Origin of the sequence: Mangrovimonas sp. CR14 (assembly GCF_011764015.1) — a bacterium.
Taxonomy (GTDB): domain Bacteria; phylum Bacteroidota; class Bacteroidia; order Flavobacteriales; family Flavobacteriaceae; genus Mangrovimonas; species Mangrovimonas futianensis.
Genome location: NZ_JAAFZY010000003.1, coordinates 360,456 through 378,691 on the forward strand (window position 1 = coordinate 360,456; position 18,236 = coordinate 378,691).

Here is an 18,236-nt window from a genome sequence, read left to right on the forward strand (position 1 = left end):
ATTATTCTTGTTCCAAATATTTTTCCATGATGGTAATAGCCGATTTGGCTATCACAGTACCTGGTCCAAAGATGGCAGCAACCTTTCTATCTAGAAGGTATTGGTAATCCTGTTCTGGAATCACCCCACCAGCAAATACCATAATATCTGGTCTTCCCAACCTTTCTAATTCTTCTATCAATTGAGGAATCAATGTCTTGTGACCAGCAGCTAAACTGGAGGCACCAACGAAATGTACGTCATTTTCTATGGCTTGTTTTGCCACTTCTTCTGGTGTTTGAAACAAAGGTCCCATATCGACATCAAATCCCAAGTCAGCAAAACTTGAGGCAACCACTTTAGCACCACGGTCGTGACCATCTTGTCCCATTTTTGCAATCATAACTCTAGGACGACGCCCTTCTATTTCAGCAAAATGATCTGCCAACTTTTGAGCCTGTTCAAACACGCTATCATTTTTCACTTCTTTTCTATACACACCACTTATTAATTGCGTATCAGCCTTGTGACGTCCAAAATGAACTTCCAAAGCATCAGATATTTCACCTAAAGTAGCGAAATTTTCTGCCGCCTCAACGGCCAATTCCAATAAATTACCCTTACCACTCTCTGCACATGCAGATAAAGCTTTTAATTTGGCATCAACCACATTTTGATCTCTGTTGGCTTTCAGCTTTTTAAGTCGCTCAATTTGTGAATTTCTAACCGCCGAATTGTCAACTTCCAAGATTTCAATCTGTGACTTCTCCTCCGTTTGATATTTGTTCACACCTACCAAGATATCTTGACCCGAATCCAATCTTGCCTGTTTGCGGGCCGCTGCTTCCTCAATTCTCATTTTAGGAACTCCGGTTTCAATGGCTTTGGCCATACCACCCAATTCCTCCACTTCCTCAATAAGCTTCCATGCTTTTTTAGCAATTTCCTTAGTCAAATATTCTACATAATATGAACCAGCCCAAGGATCTACAGATTTAGTAATCTGTGTTTCCTCTTGTATATAAATTTGTGTGTTTCGTGCAATTCTAGCTGAGAAATCAGTAGGCAACGCGATAGCCTCATCCAATGCATTGGTATGTAAAGACTGTGTACCACCCAAACCAGCAGCCATCGCCTCAATACAGGTTCTTGCCACATTGTTGAACGGATCTTGTTCACTCAAACTCCAACCAGAAGTCTGGCTATGAGTTCTCAATGCCATAGATTTTGGATTCTGCGGATTGAACTGCTTAATGATCTTAGCCCAAAGCATTCTGGCCGCTCTCATTTTCGCAATTTCCATAAAATGATTCATCCCTATAGCCCAAAAGAAAGACAATCTAGGTGCAAAATCATCTATTTTTAATCCGGAAGACAATCCCGTACGAATGTATTCCAATCCATCGGCCAACGTATAAGCCAATTCTATATCGGCTGTTGCTCCTGCTTCTTGCATGTGGTATCCACTAATGGAAATGGAATTAAAACGAGGCATATATTTGGTCGTATATTCAAAAATATCCCCAATAATTCTCATAGATGGTTGTGGTGGATAAATGTAAGTGTTACGCACCATAAACTCTTTCAGAATATCATTCTGAATGGTTCCACTTAATTGATCTAAAGCCACCCCTTGCTTTTTAGCCGCGGCTATATAAAAAGCCATCACAGGTAATACGGCTCCATTCATGGTCATGGATACCGACATTTTATCCAATGGAATCTGGTCAAAAAGCACTTCCATATCCAAAATAGAATCAATGGCTACACCAGCTTTACCTACATCACCAGTTACCCTTGGATGGTCTGAATCATACCCACGGTGTGTTGCTAAATCAAAGGCAACAGAAAGTCCCTTTTGACCTGCAGCCAAATTTCTTCTATAGAAAGCATTAGACTCTTCTGCCGTTGAAAAACCAGCATATTGTCTAATGGTCCATGGCCTTGTGGTGTACATTGTGCTATATGGTCCTCTTGTAAACGGAGGTAAACCAGCTGCAAACCCTAAGTGTTCTGCGTCTTCAATATCTGCTTTTGAAAAATGTTTCTTCACAGGAATCCCTTCTGGGGTATTCCAAATATCTTGATCCTCTACTGGAGGTTTACTTGAAGTCTTTACCGTATCTAATGTTAGATTTGAAAAATCTTTTCTCATACTTCTAAAGATTTATAATGTTCTTGAACTTTATTCTGAATGGCTGTTAAGGTTTGAATGACATCCGACTTTATGTGCAAACAACCATCGAGTCCGGCTTCTTTTAATTGGTCGAGTAAATCTACTGGATTTCCAGCCAACAATAAGACCTTTTCAGAATTCTTACTTCGGAAAGTTTCAACAAAGTTTAAGGCACTTTCTTGATAATCTGGATCGGAACTGCAAATAACAACCACCTCAGAATCAGATTCTGCACTCGCTTCTGCCGCCAATTGAGCCGTGTCATAACTTTTCTCATCTAAAACTTTAAATCCTGATACCCCTAGAAAATCATAGGAGAAAGCGGCTCTTGCCTTTCTCATGGTTAAATTTCCAAAACTACAAAGCTCAATAACAGGTCTTTTCCCAATAGATTCTACCAATAATTCAGTTGCTTTTCTAACAACCTCTATTTCTAGCGATGCTCTTCTCGGTTTTAAAAGTTTTTGGTCTGAAGACGCTCCTGAGGATAAAACTTCTGAAGAAACTGTTTCCATAAGGTTAGGATATTTATTGACTCCTACCAATGGCAACCTTCTTTGGCTAATCCATTTTATTTTTTCTTGTCTTATTTCAGAAATTTGATCCTGAATCAAGCCTTTTTCAAAGGCTTCAAAAAAGCCTCCTTGAGCTTCAACCTCCTTGAATAAAATCAAGGCCTTTTCAGCAATCTTTTGAGTAGCTTCTTCAATATAATAAGATCCGTCAACCGGGTTAGCCACTTTTCCTAAATAGGATTCTTCTTTTAATATGGTGGCAATATTTCCTGCTATACGATTTGAGAATTGTGATGCTTCATTGAATTCTTTATCATAAGGATCAATCAAAACACCATCAACATTACCAAGAATTGCAGACATAGCCTCAGTAGTAGCTCTCAACAAATTGGTATGGGCATCGGTAACCGATTTACTCCAAACTGAAGTTTTAGCCGTTATAAATGGATTAAAATCTGTAACTCCATATTTATTAGCCAGCAAATTTAAAAGACTATGAAAGGCTCTAAACTTAGCTATTTCTATAAAATACTCTGACCCTATCGCCAATTCCACATGTAAGCCTTGAAAAATTTGGTTGGCGTCAACACCTTTTTCCATCAATTTTCCAACAACAAATACCAATGAATTCAATGAATAGGCAACCTCTTGCACTTGGTTGGAACCTGAATCCAAATAAGAAGCCCCAGTAATAGTAAATGCTTTAAAGTTTGGGAAAGCTCCCGTAAGTTTCAATAACTCTACGGAATTGTCAAAAAAAGCTTTATTTAAAGAACCATTTGTGACATAATTTGAAATACCTCTAAAGTCAAAATAACCTTTTAAGTTTTCCTTTTGCTTTAATGTTGAAACTGCATAAATCAAAAAGGATTTGGCAAAGTCTATTTGATCAAATTGAAGTAAAAAACTTATGGCAACTTTATTGAGATCGACGCCATTTAAAAGGGCTTCGACCTGAATTTTACCATCAATTTCAAACAACAAACCATTCACCCCTTCATTTATGGCCAGTTTTGCCAACTGGTTCCCTTCTTCTGAAGTGCTTACTTTAATACTTCTAAAGTTAACTAAGTCTTGAGAATTAAGGCCCGTATTTGGCAAACTCTCTATACCATCTTCTGAATTATAAAACGGTTGAAAATTTAAACCGTTGAAATTCTTCCAAATCAATTTATTAAAATCCACACCTTTTAAATCGGTGTCCACTTTATCTTTCCATTCCTGCTTGGAGGTAGGACTGAAATTTGAAAAAAGTGATTTATTCTGAGTACTCATACAAAATGTATTACAATTTACTTTATACTTTAAAATAATGTTAGCCTAAAAAGCTTAGAATAATACCTGCCGCAATGGCTGACCCAATAACTCCAGCCACATTTGGTGCCATAGCATGCATTAGTAAATAATTCTTAGGATCTGCTTTTAAACCTTCAGCATGTACCACCCTTGCACTATCTGGAACAGCAGAAACTCCTGAAGCCCCGATTAAAGGATTTATTTTGTTATCTCCCTTAAGGAACAAATTCATGAATTTAGCAAAAATAAGACCTCCCATAGTGGCTATAACAAAGGAAATAGCTCCCAACCCAAAGATCAACATAGAGTCCTTGGTGATAAAAATATCTGCTTGGGTAGAAGCTCCCACGGTCACACCCAAAAGAATGGTTACGATGTCTATCATTTTGGTCCTTGCAGTCTCTGCTAGACGCTCTGTTCTACCAGATTCCTTCAACAAATTTCCAAAGAACAACATTCCCAATAATGGTAATGAACTTGGTGAGATAAAGGTAGTCAATAATAAGGCAACAACAGGAAAAATCATTTTTTCTTTTTGAGAAACTGCTCTTGGTGGTTTCATTCTAATGAGTCGTTCTTTTTTGGTAGTCAACAACTTCATGATTGGAGGTTGAATGACTGGCACCAATGCCATATAAGAATAGGCTGCAATGGCAATAGGACCAATTAGGTTTTTAACCGTAGTTCCATCTGGTAAAAGGTTCACTCCGTTGGCCAATTTAGAAGATAAGAAAATCGCTGTTGGACCATCAGCCCCACCAATAATGCCTATCGCTCCTGCCTCGGGTAAATTAAAACCTAAATATAGCGCTCCCAAAAAGGTTCCAAAAACACCTATTTGCGCCGCAGCACCCAAAAGCATTAATTTCGGATTGGCAATCAACGATGAGAAATCGGTCATAGCACCTATCCCTAAGAAAATTAAAGGAGGATAAATTCCCTTAACCACCCCAAAGTAAAGGTAATTCAAAACAGATCCTGTTTCATAAATCCCGGTTTGATTCCCTGCAACAAAGGGAATGTTTCCTATAATCACCCCTACTCCAATCGGAATCAGTAAAAGGGGTTCATAGTCAAATTTAATTCCCAAGTAAATGAAAACAATTCCAATTACGATCATAATGATATTACCCGCTTGGGCATTAGCAAAACCCGTATAACTTAAAAACTGTTTAACACCACTAATTCCTTCTGAAATAAAACTATCCTCCTGCTCTTCCTCTGTAACACTTGTCACAGCAGTAGTTTCAACTGTATTGGAAGCTGCTGAAGTCAACCCCAAAATAGGTCTCATTGAGATGAGAAGGGAGATTACACCTATTATCAATAATATTTTTTTCATTGTGTAGTTTTTTACGCTTAATTAGCCGTAAAGACAATAAGCATTCTCAATTCTATTCAATCTCTATCATTACTTCTCCTTGTAATACTTGCTGACCAGGTTTTACATTAATAGCAGTAACGGTTCCTGATTTTTCTGATACGATATTGTTTTCCATTTTCATGGCTTCCAAAATCATCAAGGAATCATTGGCTTTAATTGTATCTCCAACCTGCACTTTAAGAGATAACACAACACCTGGAATAGGTGCAGTAATGGTTGTTTTTGAAGAACTTGGATTGACCTTAACTGGCTCAACTGGTGCTGTTGTTGAAGGTTTACGTACTAAAGTAGGTGTCTTCCTGCTTTTTATTTCTTCCTTCATTTTCACCAAGTAATTTGTTCCGTTGACTTCTAACTCGATGGTGTTATCTTCTTGCGATAAGATTCTAACACTGTAGCTATTCTCGTTTATATTGAATGTGAAATTTTTCATGATCTTTAGATTTTCTAAATAAATGGGTTAAAATCTATTGTTATAGGCACCATAAATTTTTGAGCTCCATGGTGAATACATTTTCCTGGCTTGCTTAATGGTAAGTATGGCATTTTCATTGTCATGCTGTTCATCGAGATACATATGTACGGCCACCGAAATAGCTGCTGCAATTTCCCCGGTGAAATTTTCATTGACTGTTGGCGAAATTTCTGTAACCTTCTTGTCTGGGCCTTTAGTAATCAACTTGTAGATATAAAGCATAAAAGGCAATCCATACTTAAAGAATAACGTAAGTAACAGTAGTCCTCCAAAGACAATCAAAAGTCCTGTCATCAGGATGATATATCCCTCATCCAAAACATCGGTATATAATAGGATCGTTTTCATTACAATGGAATATTTGAATGTTTCTTAGGTGGATTCACCTCTTTCTTATTAGCTAATAGTTCCAAGGCTCTAATAATTCGGAATCTTGTATTTCTTGGCTCAATCACATCGTCTATAAAACCATATTTGGCTGCCACATAAGGGTTGGCAAATTTGGCGGTATATTCGTTTTCTTTTTCCTCGATATAATGTTGCTTTTCATCATCATCTTCAATTTTTCTGATATTGGAACCTTCCAAAACTTCTACCGCTCCTTTGGCTCCCATAACAGCTATTTCTGCAGTTGGCCAGGCATAGTTTAAATCGCCACGGAGTTGTTTACAGCTCATTACATCATGGGCACCTCCGTAAGATTTCCTTAAGGTAATGGTCACTTTCGGCACTGTTGCCTCACCATAAGCAAACAACAGTTTCGCTCCGTGTAGAATAATTCCAGCATATTCCTGACCAGTTCCAGGTAAAAATCCAGGGACATCAACCAAAGTAACCAATGGTATGTTGAATGCGTCACAGAAACGAACAAAACGCGCTGCCTTTCTAGAAGCTTCTGTATCTAAAACACCCGCATAAAATTTAGGTTGATTGGCAACCACTCCTACGGAACGGCCATTAAATCTTGCAAACCCAACAACAATGTTTTTAGCATAGTTTCTGTGAACCTCTAAAAATTCTCCATTGTCGGTAATTGTGCTGATCACATCCAAAATGTCATAAGGTTGATTCGGATTTTCAGGTATGATGTTATTTAAGACATCATCCAATCTATCTATTGGATCAGACGTTGAAATTATTGGTGGATCTTCCAAATTATTTGAAGGCATATAGCTAAGAAGCTTTCTTATCAACAATAAATTTTCTTCGTCATTTTCAGCTAAAAAGTGAGAAACCCCCGATTTTGTAGAATGGATATTTGCCCCTCCCAACTGTTCAGTGGTAACATTTTCACCTGTTACCGATTGTACTACTTTAGGCCCAGTAACAAACATGTAACTGGTTTGGTCTGTCATGATCGTAAAATCGGTTAAAGCAGGCGAATAAACAGCTCCACCAGCGCAAGGACCTAGAATGGAAGATATTTGAGGAATAACACCTGAAGCCATAATGTTACGTTGGAATATCTCAGCATACCCAGCCAAAGATCTCACTCCTTCTTGAATACGTGCCCCACCACTATCGTTAAGCCCGATAACCGGCGCACCTACCTTCATGGCCATATCCATAATTTTACAAATCTTCAAGGCGTAGGTTTCAGAAAGTGATCCTCCAAAAACGGTAAAATCTTGTCCAAATACATAGACAATTCTACCATCTATTGTACCGTGACCTGTTACCACCCCATCTGAAAGAAATATTTGTTTATCCAACCCAAATGATTTCGTTCTATGGGTTACAAACATGTCAAACTCTTCAAAGCTATCATCATCCAAAAGAATTTCTATTCTTTCTCTTGCTGTTAATTTTCCTTTAGCATGTTGTGAATCAATTCTCTTTTCACCTCCACCCAATCGTGCTTTAGCACGTTTTTCTATAAGTTCGTTGATTTTATCTTGCGTTGTCATAAGTTCCAAACTTTATAAATTATTTATCTTATTATAGCTCTTTGGAGCAAAGTTCTGTTAGAACGCCGTTTGTTGACTTTGGATGAAGAAAGCCAATATTAAGTCCTTCTGCACCTTTTCTAGATTGGGCATCTATCAATCTCACTCCAAGTTCCTCCGCTTGTTTTAAGGCTTTATTAGCACTATCCACAGCAAAAGCTAAGTGATGTATTCCCGGCCCTCTTTTTTCAATGTATTTTCCTATTGGACCATCAGGTGAAGTGCTTTCCAATAATTCAATTTTAGTATCACCAACCAGAAAGAAAGCCGTCTTTACTTTTTGATCCTTTACCTCTTCAATAGAGTAGCATGTTAACCCCAATACATTTTCATAATATTGAATGGATTCTTCCAAGTTATCTACCGCAATTCCAATGTGTTCTATGTGCGAAATATTCATGACTTAAAATGATTAATCATTATTATACATCAAAGTTAGAGTAGTTGTAAAGAGGGTTTCATGATAAAAATCATGTTCAAATTTTTCCCGGAAAACGAAATCGATTTAGTTTATAATTTTTATAAAATCTTAATTATGTTTTCAATACGATTTATAAAAATCAATGGAATCGATAAAAAAAAAGGAGCCAAATTGGCTCCTTTTAAATTAAGTTTGAATATGAATCATTGACTTTTTAGTGTCTTCATAAAAGCACTAAACGATGGATAAAATGATTCAAAAATTGGATGGTTTCTATTTTTTAGCATCACTTCGCTAAATAATTTTAAACCTAATCCAAATTCGGTTGCTTGATTTTTATCTTCGAATAGTTCTTTATCCTTAATGACATCTATAATTTTGAATATGTCATCATGATTATCAAATTCCAAAGTGATTCCATCTTTGAGAGGTTCATTCGGATCTTTTAAAGCAACCTCTTCAATTGTTAGCTTATAATGGTTGGATTTCTTTCCCATTACCTTAGGCGTTACCATACATATTAGATTCACCACCATCTATGGCTATCACCTGACCGTTGACATAATTACAGTCATCACTTAACAAATAGGCTACCAAACTGGCAACTTCCTCAGGTTTCCCCAATCGTCTGGTTGGATTTCTTTGTGCATAATCTGCTTCCGCCGCTTTTGGATCATCTGGATTAACCTGTTTAAAAGCCTCAGCAACCATTGGTGTTAAAATTGCCCCAGGTGCAATGGCATTGGTGAAAATTTGGTGCTTACCATACTCTAAGGCTGCATTTTTAGTCATTCCAGCCACAGCGTGTTTTGAAGCCACATAAGGTGTTTGGTTCAATACCCCTCGAATACCCCCTACAGAGGCCACGTTTACAATTCGTCCACCACCATTGGCAACCAATTCTGGAAGTACATAACGTAAACCATAATAAACACCCATCAAGTTGATATCAATCACCTTTTTGAATACGTCTAGATCATAATCCACCATATCGGCTTGTCGACCTTCAATTCCAGCATTATTATAGAATCCATCAATCTTACCAAAAGCCTCTTTGGCCTTAGCTACGTATTCTTTTACACTTTCTTCTTTAGATACATCTGCAACAACAGAAACAACTCTTATTGAGAATGCGTCCTTCAATTCCGCAGCTGTTTCTTCTAGCTTTTCTTTATTAAAATCCACCAAGGTAAGATCTGCTCCTTTTTCGGCTAAAAATTTTGCAGTTGCATAACCTAATCCCATAGCGGCTCCTGTTATAATAATTGATTTATTTTTAAAAGTTTTCATATGTATATATTTTGATTTTTATCCTATAAAATTACGAGCGACAACTATGAAAGCATCAATATTTATAGGCTTTAACGTATTTTTAAATTTATGGAATGATAGATAAAATTTATCCAATTTTAACGGATGTCATGGTTAAAGAACCCGCTACCGCCTGATCATTAAAAAATTCAATCTTATCATTTTTAGTTTGCAACCCCAAGGTGTATAACAAAGGATAATAATGATCTGGAGTAGGCACTGCTTTAGCGATATCCTTATGCAGTTTTTGATAATTCATTAAATCTTGATGATTTCCATCCAAGATTTTAGATTTGAAAATATCATTTATTTCTAACGTCCAGTCATAACCATAGGTGTCCTCCATTTTATCCCAAGCCACCATTCTTAAATTATGAACCATATTTCCGCTACCTACTATCAACACGCCTTTTTTTCGTAAATCCAAAAGCTGTTGCGCTAATTCATAATGGTATTCTGGCGGCTTAAAATAATTGATGCTCAATTGCACAACTGGAATATTGGCTTTAGGGTACATATGTTTAATGACACTCCATGCCCCATGGTCTAATCCCCATTCTTCATCTAAGCCTACATGAGTAGAGGTTATATGATGTTTAATTTCCTCTGCCAAAGTTGGTTTTCCTTTTACTGGATATTCCACTTCAAAAAGCTGTTGAGGAAATCCGCCAAAATCATGAATGGTTCTAGGAGCTTCCATATTAGTCACAAACGTACCATTGGTCAACCAATGTGCGGAAATACACAATATGGCGACTGGAGGTTCTAATGATTCTCCTAATTGGTTCCATTGTTTGGTAAACTGATTGTCTTGAATGGCGTTCATGGGAGAACCATGCCCTATAAATAACACAGGTTGAGTCGTGTCTTTATAGGGTAAGGCGCTCTGCCAGTTTTTAAGGTCTTTGGTTGTCATTGGATGAATTATAGATGATACAATTTATGGATTATTCACCAATAAATGTTGCTTCAAGAAAGGTAGAAAGCGATAATAACTCATGTCCTAAAATATCCTTTAAAGTGGTTGTAGGTTGATCAAATTCACCCGCGGCAATACCTTGGCTGAATCCAACAGTCACATCAATAGCACCTTGAGGAACTCCAGCTTCGCTTAAAGCATTAACAAAATCTTCTATCGTTGGACTTACAAACGAGATATCCTTTCCAGATAACTTAGATAAAATCTCAGCTACATTCTTCATTCCATAAGATACCTCTCCTCCAAACTCATAAGTTTTTCCTTCGTGACCACTTGTTGAAAGAATAATAGCAGCCCCTTGAGCCATATCTGCCCTAGATGCAAAAGAAACCTTACCTTCATCTGCTGGTAAAAATACCGTTTGAGTTTCTAAAACATTTTCACCAATGAAAAGTGGTAATACCTCAAGATACAAACCGTGTTTTAAAATGGTATAAGGTATCCCAGACTCCTTTATAAGGTCTTCTGTTTTAATATGTGATTCGGCAACAAATTGAATGATTGAATCCAATTCGTCTGTTTGGCGTTGAAAACTCGTATAAACAATATGTTTTACTTCTGCTTCCTTAGCCGCTTTAACCACATTTTCATGTTGTTTCATTCTTGAGGCAATATCATTTCCAGATACAAAATAAAGAGAATCAACACCTTTAAAAGCCTTTACAAGAGAATCATAATCATCATAATCTCCCTGTCTTACCTCCACTCCCAATTCCTTAAATGTATTGACTTTTTCAGCGTTTCTTGACAAAACCGCCAATTGAGATGCTTCTATTCTATTTAAAAGTTCATTAACAACTGCTGCTCCTAAATGGCCACTGGCCCCTGTAATTAATATCATTTGTATTCTTTTATAGTTTATTAAATATATTTACTTACTTTTGGTTAGTCAAAGATAAAAAGTAAGTTTCTTTTAAACAAGAACGCACCTGAACATCAAATACTTACTTAAAAGTTAGTATTATTAAAAACCAGTTGATTATCATGAATAAAGAATTTATTAATTTTAGTGAATCATCAAATTGCCCCGTAAGAAACATTTTAGATCGTATTGGTGATAAATGGTCACTTCTCATTTTAATGGTTTTGGAACAGCAGGAGGTCTTGCGTTTTAATGAAATACATCAAGCCATTGGTGATATATCTCAAAAAATGCTTTCGGTATCTTTAAAAAATTTGGAAGCAGATGGATTGGTTAATAGAAAAGTATATCCACAAATACCTCCTAAGGTAGAATATAGACTAACCGATTTGGGAAAAAGTCTAATTCCTTATGTAGATGCCTTATCAGATTGGTCAAAGCAGCACATGGCAACTATTTTAAAAAATCGGGAAGCTTACCAGAAGAAATTATAAAACCTGCTTCATAGTTTCCGTTTTAAAAACCGTTTCCTGCCACTCAGCCAACGGATTTGATGAAGTGGTTATACCTCCACCAACAAACAGATGCACTTCATTCTTTAGGCACTCCATAGATCTTAAATTAACAAAAAAGTGGGTGTTTTTTGAGGATGATCTATAGGCTGAATTTTCAACATTTCTGCGATTTCGATTTCTCTCCTGAACTTCCTCTTTATTCAATTCGCCTAAGAACCCTGTATAGTAAGTTCGCTGATAGTGCTCATTTTCCAAAATGAATTTTTTGGCTCTATTTTTAGGCAAACCACATACCGCTGGTGTTGGGTGTAACGCTTCTACCAAATCCTTTAATTGAAGAGATGATGGTTTTAGCATTCCTGAGATATCGGTTTTTAAGTGCAATAAACTGCCTGCCTGATGTGTTTTGGTTTTAGAAACTTCAATTTTTGGGATGACATTTTTTATCGCTTCCACAATTGTATCGGTTACAATTTGCTGCTCTTCAAGTTCCTTTTCTCCCCATTCAACTTCTAAAGTATCTTTAAACCTTTGAGTTCCGGCTAATGACATGGTAGAGAATTTATTTCTGCTTACTTGAAGCAAAGTCTCTGGTGTAGCACCCAGCCATAACCCTACTTGGGGATGATACCAAATGTAACAAAAAGCACCATTATAAAAACCAAGAATGTTTTTAAAAACCGTAACGGGATTAATGTCATCGGTTTTAACAATCTCCTTTCTTGAAAGTACCACTTTTTTAAACTCACCTTCCTGAACCATTGTTTCTACTGCCCTTTCAACTAATGCCATATGTTCTAGCATGTCACTTTTTGAAGAGTTTGATGTGCCTTGAAAGGTTTCTTGTGATTCCTTATTATACCTCTGTAGCGAAAACGATTCACAATCAGTATAGGGAAATAAAATTGTTTTTTCTTCCAGTTTAAATGGCGCAAATACAAAGCCTGATTCTTGATAACTTTCAACCTCATGTAAATCATTGGTCCGTTGCAACAGTAAATCAACTTGAGATTGATTTGGTTTGCGATAAGCTACAAAGGGTAATTGATTTTGAAGCTGTAATTTTATTTTTGAGAAAAAAAGATCTAGATCCATTATTTCTTTCTTGGAAGCGAGATAGTAGACAATCTACAAATGGAAATCAAATTATCATGTTCATCTGTAACACGGATATCCAATAATTGTGTTGTTTGCCCCCGATGAATAAAAGTAGCCTTGGCATAAACATACCCCTCGGTCACACTTTTTAAATGATTTGCCGTAATTTCAATACCACGAACAAATTTCTCTTCAATGTTGGTGAAAATATGAGATGCAAAACTACCCACACTTTCTGCCAAAGCCGCCGTAGCCCCACCATGAAGTACGCCATCTGGTTGATAAACCCTAGAATTAACCGGCATTCGCGCAGTCAAAAAATCTTCACCAAAATCAATCATTTCAATTTCCAAGGTTTCCATTAAGGTGTTTTTACTTGCCAAATTTGCTTGGGCAAGAACGTCTTCTTTAGATAGTGGCATAAAATTGATGTATTTTTAGGAGCTGTAAAAATACAAAACGAGCTGTTAAAATGAATTCAACCCAAAAGGAAATATCCTATCAAACCTCCAACACTTATGAAACACTCAATTCTTTAACTGATAAAACAAAGAATATTTGGTTTGTTTGTCACGGGATGGGCTTTTTAAGCAGATACTTTTTAAGATATTTTGAATCTTTAAATAAGGAAGAAAATTTCATCATCGCTCCTCAAGCACCAAGCAAATATTACCTACCGCCTAAAATGAGACATGTAGGAGCTAGTTGGCTTACCAAGGAGAATACCCAATTGGAAATGGAAAATATAATAAGGTATTTTGATGGCCTCTTCAAACAAGAAAAACTACCACCACAAAGCAACTTTATTGTCTTGGGATTTTCGCAAGGAGTTAGTGTCGCTCTAAGATATTTAGCAAAAAGGGAGATTTCATGTGATCAAATTATTATTCATTCCGGTAAAATTCCACATGAATTGAAACCTTTAGACTTTGAACATTTACCACAATCGACCAAAGTCCTTTTAATTTATGGAAACCAAGACGAATACTTGGATGCGCCACAAATTGAAATAGAAATCAACCGTGCCAAATCCTTATTTGGCGATAGATTGGAAATTTACCCCTTTGAAGGAGGGCATGAAATAAATATGAATCTCGTATCCGAACTAGCTGGAGAATGAAAATCAATTATCTTTTCTAAACATCAATAGTTCCCCATTAGGATTTGATAATGTCAATCGATCATTATCAACTTTAAAGGTAATACTTGATTTCAGTGCCTGCAAGAAAGCCTGTTCTTGTCCGTTATCTGGAACACACATTTTTTTGGTAGTTATAATATCTTTAAACCTCAAAAGATTAGGCTCGAAAAATAATGACCCTTTCATGTCATTACAACCAGTGTGGCCAATAAAAATATTCTTTTCCGAATCGATTATAATTGATGGGAGTTTATTTGGATATTGGCTCCTGTCTATAGGATTCCCATTCATTTCTTCCAGAGTCCAGATGTTATTTAATTTTGAATCTGTCATATAATAACCACATCCATGAAGAGGTCTGATTTCAGAATCACCTGTTGATTTTAATTCCATTTTCACCGAATATGGAAACTTTTCTCCAGACATTTGATTTTCACAAGGATCCTGAATAATTACAATCCTTAGAGCGTAAGCCTCAGTTTCCACGTCATATTGTTTCACATTGGCATCCATAGCCTTAATGCTTTTAGGATTTGGCACTGTAATAGTGTCTTCCATCATTTTTAAGGTAATGGCTTGCTCGTCAATCTCCAAGCCCCAAAAAGGCTCTGTACCATTAGCTTTGAAATAACTTTTATCGGTGATTTCTTGTTTATTAAATCGCACGTTCACAGAAGTCTCATTAGCATCATTTTCCAAATCAGAAGCTTTAAAGATTAGCAAAGTTTCGCTCTCTGAAACTAGTTTAAGCTTTCCTTCATCATCTACCTCGTAATGAGTAATTTTCTTTAAAGCATCACGAAACATATTTTCTCCCTCGCCACAATACATCATTGTTGTTGGACCAGGCTCACCAAAGGACATTTGATTTTCACTGATTTTATATTCTGAGGTATACCCATTGCATCCACTATTTCCCTTTACAGATCCTTCTTGGTCGAATTCCAAATAGGGTTTTTTACCTGGAAACAATTCTTCAAAAGATTTACCAGTATTTGAGATGGCTTCCAATTCCCATCCTGACCCTAATAATAAATCACTTTGTTTAGTAACTTCCTTTTGGCAGGAAGAAATCAAAACCATTAACACAATAAAAACAGAAGGGAATAACTTTTTCATAATATAAGATTAAATAAGATGACGAATTTAAATCTTTAAAAATTGAAAATCAAATCCAAATTTTAAATTCCCCTTGAATCATTTCGAATCTAAAAAGAACCTTAATGAATCAGCTTTTCAACAATATCTTTTACTGGTAAAATTTGTTTGGTATGCTCAATACTGGGACCTGCCACCCACACTGTTTTATAAGTTGCTTGTTGGGCTGCCTTTTCTGTGGCCTTCATACCAATATAAAATCGTAACATCTTCACCCACTTTTTAAGTTTTTTATTTTTATTGAGGGTGCGTTCTAGCCAAGGGGATTTGGTTCCTATTTTTTGAACATAAGGGGTGTTTATCACCGTACAAGGTGTTCCTGAAATACGTTCGGTCATTACAATATCCTGGGCTCCAAAATCGACGCAAGCCTGTTTATACTCCTCCGTAATATTTGATTCTTTGGAAGCTATGAACGGACTTCCAACTGAAACCCCAATAGCTCCGTAGGACAGCATTTTATCTAATTCCTCTTTGGTTCCCACACCCCCAGCAGAAATGACGGGAATTTTACAATACTCGTTTAACAAGGAGATTAATTCTTTCGGCTTCATTTCACCCCGGTGCCCACCTGCTTGATTATTTACAGCTATTACGGCATCCGCTCCCTGTGCTTCTACCTTTTGGGCATATGCTAAATCTGTGATATCACAAAACACTTTTATTCCTACCTCATGCGCTTTTCGTATGGTTTCTTGCGGACTTCCCAAAGAGGTGATTATAAAATCACAACCTTCTTCACAAAGAATTTGCAGCTGCTCCTGATACTTAACGTTGGACTTATTGACAATTAAATTAAAACCAAATGCGCCACCAGCCACTTTAGCTGCCTTTAATTCTTGAATAGCAGAACGTAATTCAGCTAAGGTACGGTAGTTTAATGCAGGAATGCATCCAGCTATACCGCAAGCCATAGCTTCTTTTACCATGGCTACATTTGACACCAAAAACATAGGAGCCATAATAATAGGGTGCTTGATATCAAGCATTTTGGTAAGTGTGGTATCAGTCATATTAAATTAGTTTGTATCACAAATATAACTGTTTTTGTTATGCGTGCATAATTAAAAATAAGTAACCTCTAACCTACTTTTAATAATAAAAAAGGGCAAATGAAATCATTTACCCTTTTTACTGTACCTATCATTTGATTAAAGGTACACTTATTTAATAGCTACTATTACTTTGCTACAATTTTCTTAATCTTGATTCCCTGATCAGTTATCAATCTAACAAATAACATTTGACTATTTGTTTTGGTCAAGTCAATAGTCTCCATACCATTGGTTCCTTTTACATAATTTTGAATGTTTTTGGTGTAAACCAAACGACCACTTAAATCAATGATTTCCAACGTTACTTTAGTATCGAAATCAAAACGATAACTAATATTGACTATATCCTTAAATGGCACTGGATAGGCTTTAAAATCTACAGCTACTGTCTCATTTTGTATCGGTTCAACCTTCGCTGTCTCTACCAATCTAACCGCTGTTGGCGTTGAAGTCATAGGCTCCGTTGTACAAATCTCAACCTCGGCATGAACAATCACATAAAGGTTGTCCAAACAATACTGATTGCCGTCTTTTACTGTATCATCAACATCAATAGTAACAACACCCTCTGAACTGCCATTACCACTTCCACTAGCGTTATATTGACCAGGTGCTACTGTATTAACCATTTTCTTTTTACCCTTTGGCTTCAAAGCAAATTGGTAACATCCTATATTCACATGCAAACCATAAAGTGCGTAATAGGTATCTTCAGTATCATCAATTAAGTTATAAGACACAGTGATATCATCTCCATTTCTAGTAATGGTGGCTGTACCTACATACTGTCCAGGACCATCTGTTGGCATACAATCGTTCCCATTTCCGGCATATAAGTCAACCGTATAACTGTTGTATTGTATTCCCAAATCATCACTGATATCAGATTCTAAATCGATTCCTGAAAGTGTCCATCCCCATCGGTTCTCATTTAATTCGTCTTCATAATCCAAGAAACAAAGGTTATCAACTCCTGTACATTGGGTGTTATAGGCATAGGCCGTTTCATCGCTACAGCAATCATAAACCATAACATCATAACTACAAGTAGAAGTACAATTGGTTGTTCCATTTGTAACTGTTAACCATACTTTATTATTTCCTTCAGAATCAAATAAAACTTCAACAGAAGTTCCATTGTCAGCTCCTATTATAGTACCACCATTTACAGTCCACTCAAAGGTTAAACCTGTAGCATCTCCTTCAAAACTATACACATAACCAGATCCGTCAGGCGATTGTAAACAAACTTCAGTTGGTCCACTTATATCACAAGGTGGGTTGTCGTAGACCGTAACCGTTGCAGTATCGCTTCCAGAACAGCCATTATTATCGGTCACCGTCAGTGTATAAACACCAGCATCTGCCGAAGTCGCTCCAGTTATCGTTAAATCTTCGGAAGTTCCTACCTCGGAACCACCAAAACTCCAACTGTAACCTACATAACCGGAAGGACCGTCCAAGGTGATGTCCTCGCCCTCACAGTCTGACGCATCACCAACAGATGGCTCTGGGTTGTCGTAGACCGTAACCGTTGCAGTATCGCTTCCAGAACAGCCATTATTATCGGTCACCGTCAGTGTATAAACACCAGCATCTGCCGAAGTCGCTCCAGTTATCGTTAAATCTTCGGAAGTTCCTACCTCGGAACCACCAAAACTCCAACTGTAACCTACATAACCGGAAGGACCGTCCAAGGTGATGTCCTCGCCCTCACAGTCTGACGCATCACCAACAGATGGCTCTGGGTTGTCGTAGACCGTAACCGTTGCAGTATCGCTTCCAGAACAGCCATTATTATCGGTCACCGTCAGTGTATAAACACCAGCATCTGCCGAAGTCGCTCCAGTTATCGTTAAATCTTCGGAAGTTCCTACCTCGGAACCACCAAAACTCCAACTGTAACCTACATAACCGGAAGGACC

At 37.0% G+C, this 18,236-nt stretch carries 18 protein-coding genes; 2 read left to right on the forward strand and 16 right to left on the reverse strand.

Annotation, left to right across the window (positions count from 1 at the left end; translation table 11 throughout):
- Position 1 precedes the first annotated feature (1 nt).
- The 11 genes from scpA to GZ212_RS07665 form a co-directional block, all read right to left on the reverse strand.
- The gene (gene scpA / locus GZ212_RS07615; protein ID WP_166958692.1) at positions 2–2,134 is read right to left on the reverse strand and encodes a methylmalonyl-CoA mutase; all 2,133 of its coding nucleotides are present in this window, start codon (positions 2,132–2,134) and stop codon (positions 2–4) included.
- Positions 2,131–3,945 carry a methylmalonyl-CoA mutase family protein gene (locus GZ212_RS07620; protein WP_166958694.1) on the reverse strand — a complete coding sequence of 605 codons (1,815 nt, stop codon included), beginning with the start codon at positions 3,943–3,945 and terminating at the stop codon, positions 2,131–2,133. Before GZ212_RS07620 ends, scpA begins: the two co-directional genes overlap by 4 nt.
- Before the next feature lie 40 nt (positions 3,946–3,985).
- Positions 3,986–5,308 (reverse strand): sodium ion-translocating decarboxylase subunit beta, encoded by a 1,323-nt coding sequence (locus tag GZ212_RS07625; protein ID WP_166958696.1) that lies wholly within the window; start codon positions 5,306–5,308, stop codon positions 3,986–3,988.
- Positions 5,309–5,360: 52 nt separating this feature from the next.
- Positions 5,361–5,783, reverse strand: a complete 423-nt coding sequence (locus GZ212_RS07630) for a biotin/lipoyl-containing protein (protein WP_053972610.1) — start codon at positions 5,781–5,783, stop codon at positions 5,361–5,363.
- Positions 5,784–5,810: 27 nt separating this feature from the next.
- Positions 5,811–6,173 carry an OadG family transporter subunit gene (locus GZ212_RS07635; protein WP_053972609.1) on the reverse strand — a complete coding sequence of 121 codons (363 nt, stop codon included), beginning with the start codon at positions 6,171–6,173 and terminating at the stop codon, positions 5,811–5,813.
- Entirely contained in the window at positions 6,173–7,732 is a 1,560-nt protein-coding gene (locus GZ212_RS07640; RefSeq protein WP_166958698.1) for an acyl-CoA carboxylase subunit beta, read from the reverse strand. Before GZ212_RS07640 ends, GZ212_RS07635 begins: the two co-directional genes overlap by 1 nt.
- Positions 7,733–7,763: 31 nt before the next feature.
- Positions 7,764–8,171 carry a methylmalonyl-CoA epimerase gene (gene mce / locus GZ212_RS07645; RefSeq protein WP_166958700.1) on the reverse strand — a complete coding sequence of 136 codons (408 nt, stop codon included), beginning with the start codon at positions 8,169–8,171 and terminating at the stop codon, positions 7,764–7,766.
- 224 nt (positions 8,172–8,395) lie between these two features.
- Positions 8,396–8,689, reverse strand: coding sequence for a DUF3861 domain-containing protein (locus tag GZ212_RS07650; protein ID WP_166958702.1), 294 nt, complete (start codon positions 8,687–8,689; stop codon positions 8,396–8,398).
- A gap of 4 nt (positions 8,690–8,693) precedes the next feature.
- Positions 8,694–9,482 (reverse strand): glucose 1-dehydrogenase, encoded by a 789-nt coding sequence (locus GZ212_RS07655; RefSeq protein WP_166958704.1) that lies wholly within the window; start codon positions 9,480–9,482, stop codon positions 8,694–8,696.
- Positions 9,483–9,591: 109 nt separating this feature from the next.
- The gene (gene ygiD, locus GZ212_RS07660; RefSeq protein ID WP_166958706.1) at positions 9,592–10,419 is read right to left on the reverse strand and encodes a 4,5-DOPA dioxygenase extradiol; all 828 of its coding nucleotides are present in this window, start codon (positions 10,417–10,419) and stop codon (positions 9,592–9,594) included.
- Between the two features lie 31 nt (positions 10,420–10,450).
- Positions 10,451–11,323, reverse strand: coding sequence for an SDR family oxidoreductase (locus tag GZ212_RS07665; RefSeq protein ID WP_206080408.1), 873 nt, complete (start codon positions 11,321–11,323; stop codon positions 10,451–10,453).
- A 143-nt stretch (positions 11,324–11,466) separates the two neighbouring features.
- On the opposite strand from GZ212_RS07665, the gene GZ212_RS07670 reads away from it, so the two are divergent.
- Positions 11,467–11,838 carry a helix-turn-helix domain-containing protein gene (locus tag GZ212_RS07670; protein WP_166958708.1) on the forward strand — a complete coding sequence of 124 codons (372 nt, stop codon included), beginning with the start codon at positions 11,467–11,469 and terminating at the stop codon, positions 11,836–11,838.
- Here GZ212_RS07670 and GZ212_RS07675 read toward each other — a convergent pair.
- Positions 11,833–12,954, reverse strand: coding sequence for a chorismate-binding protein (locus tag GZ212_RS07675; RefSeq protein WP_166958709.1), 1,122 nt, complete (start codon positions 12,952–12,954; stop codon positions 11,833–11,835). The two genes, GZ212_RS07670 and GZ212_RS07675, sit on opposite strands and share 6 nt — an antisense overlap.
- Positions 12,954–13,379, reverse strand: a complete 426-nt coding sequence (locus tag GZ212_RS07680) for a PaaI family thioesterase (protein ID WP_166958711.1) — start codon at positions 13,377–13,379, stop codon at positions 12,954–12,956. The genes GZ212_RS07675 and GZ212_RS07680 overlap by 1 nt, the downstream gene beginning before the upstream one ends.
- 50 nt (positions 13,380–13,429) lie before the next feature.
- Here GZ212_RS07680 and GZ212_RS07685 point away from each other — a divergent pair, with 50 nt between their 5' ends.
- Positions 13,430–14,077, forward strand: a complete 648-nt coding sequence (locus GZ212_RS07685; RefSeq protein ID WP_166958713.1) for an alpha/beta hydrolase — start codon at positions 13,430–13,432, stop codon at positions 14,075–14,077.
- A gap of 3 nt (positions 14,078–14,080) precedes the next feature.
- Here the strand turns inward: GZ212_RS07685 and GZ212_RS07690 are convergent, their stop codons facing one another.
- From GZ212_RS07690 to GZ212_RS16075, 3 genes are all read right to left on the reverse strand, one after another.
- The gene (locus tag GZ212_RS07690) at positions 14,081–15,217 is read right to left on the reverse strand and encodes an META domain-containing protein (protein WP_166958715.1); all 1,137 of its coding nucleotides are present in this window, start codon (positions 15,215–15,217) and stop codon (positions 14,081–14,083) included.
- A gap of 101 nt (positions 15,218–15,318) precedes the next feature.
- Entirely contained in the window at positions 15,319–16,269 is a 951-nt protein-coding gene (locus GZ212_RS07695; protein WP_166958717.1) for a nitronate monooxygenase family protein, read from the reverse strand.
- Between the two features lie 167 nt (positions 16,270–16,436).
- Positions 16,437–18,236, reverse strand: a 1,800-nt coding sequence (locus GZ212_RS16075) for a T9SS type A sorting domain-containing protein (RefSeq protein WP_206080409.1), incomplete at its 5' end; no start/stop codon positions are given.

Bases quoted from the DNA above. Each gene is read 5' to 3' on its own strand.
- scpA (WP_166958692.1), bottom strand. From the start codon at position 2,134: ATGAGAAAAGATTTTTCAAATCTAACATTAGATACGGTAAAGACTTCA.
- GZ212_RS07620 (WP_166958694.1), bottom strand. From the start codon at position 3,945: ATGAGTACTCAGAATAAATCACTTTTTTCAAATTTCAGTCCTACCTCC.
- GZ212_RS07625 (WP_166958696.1), bottom strand. From the start codon at position 5,308: ATGAAAAAAATATTATTGATAATAGGTGTAATCTCCCTTCTCATCTCA.
- GZ212_RS07630 (WP_053972610.1), bottom strand. From the start codon at position 5,783: ATGAAAAATTTCACATTCAATATAAACGAGAATAGCTACAGTGTTAGA.
- GZ212_RS07635 (WP_053972609.1), bottom strand. From the start codon at position 6,173: ATGAAAACGATCCTATTATATACCGATGTTTTGGATGAGGGATATATC.
- GZ212_RS07640 (WP_166958698.1), bottom strand. From the start codon at position 7,732: ATGACAACGCAAGATAAAATCAACGAACTTATAGAAAAACGTGCTAAA.
- mce (WP_166958700.1), bottom strand. From the start codon at position 8,171: ATGAATATTTCGCACATAGAACACATTGGAATTGCGGTAGATAACTTG.
- GZ212_RS07650 (WP_166958702.1), bottom strand. From the start codon at position 8,689: ATGGGAAAGAAATCCAACCATTATAAGCTAACAATTGAAGAGGTTGCT.
- GZ212_RS07655 (WP_166958704.1), bottom strand. From the start codon at position 9,482: ATGAAAACTTTTAAAAATAAATCAATTATTATAACAGGAGCCGCTATG.
- ygiD (WP_166958706.1), bottom strand. From the start codon at position 10,419: ATGACAACCAAAGACCTTAAAAACTGGCAGAGCGCCTTACCCTATAAA.
- GZ212_RS07665 (WP_206080408.1), bottom strand. From the start codon at position 11,323: ATGATATTAATTACAGGGGCCAGTGGCCATTTAGGAGCAGCAGTTGTT.
- GZ212_RS07670 (WP_166958708.1), top strand. From the start codon at position 11,467: ATGAATAAAGAATTTATTAATTTTAGTGAATCATCAAATTGCCCCGTA.
- GZ212_RS07675 (WP_166958709.1), bottom strand. From the start codon at position 12,954: ATGGATCTAGATCTTTTTTTCTCAAAAATAAAATTACAGCTTCAAAAT.
- GZ212_RS07680 (WP_166958711.1), bottom strand. From the start codon at position 13,379: ATGCCACTATCTAAAGAAGACGTTCTTGCCCAAGCAAATTTGGCAAGT.
- GZ212_RS07685 (WP_166958713.1), top strand. From the start codon at position 13,430: ATGAATTCAACCCAAAAGGAAATATCCTATCAAACCTCCAACACTTAT.
- GZ212_RS07690 (WP_166958715.1), bottom strand. From the start codon at position 15,217: ATGAAAAAGTTATTCCCTTCTGTTTTTATTGTGTTAATGGTTTTGATT.
- GZ212_RS07695 (WP_166958717.1), bottom strand. From the start codon at position 16,269: ATGACTGATACCACACTTACCAAAATGCTTGATATCAAGCACCCTATT.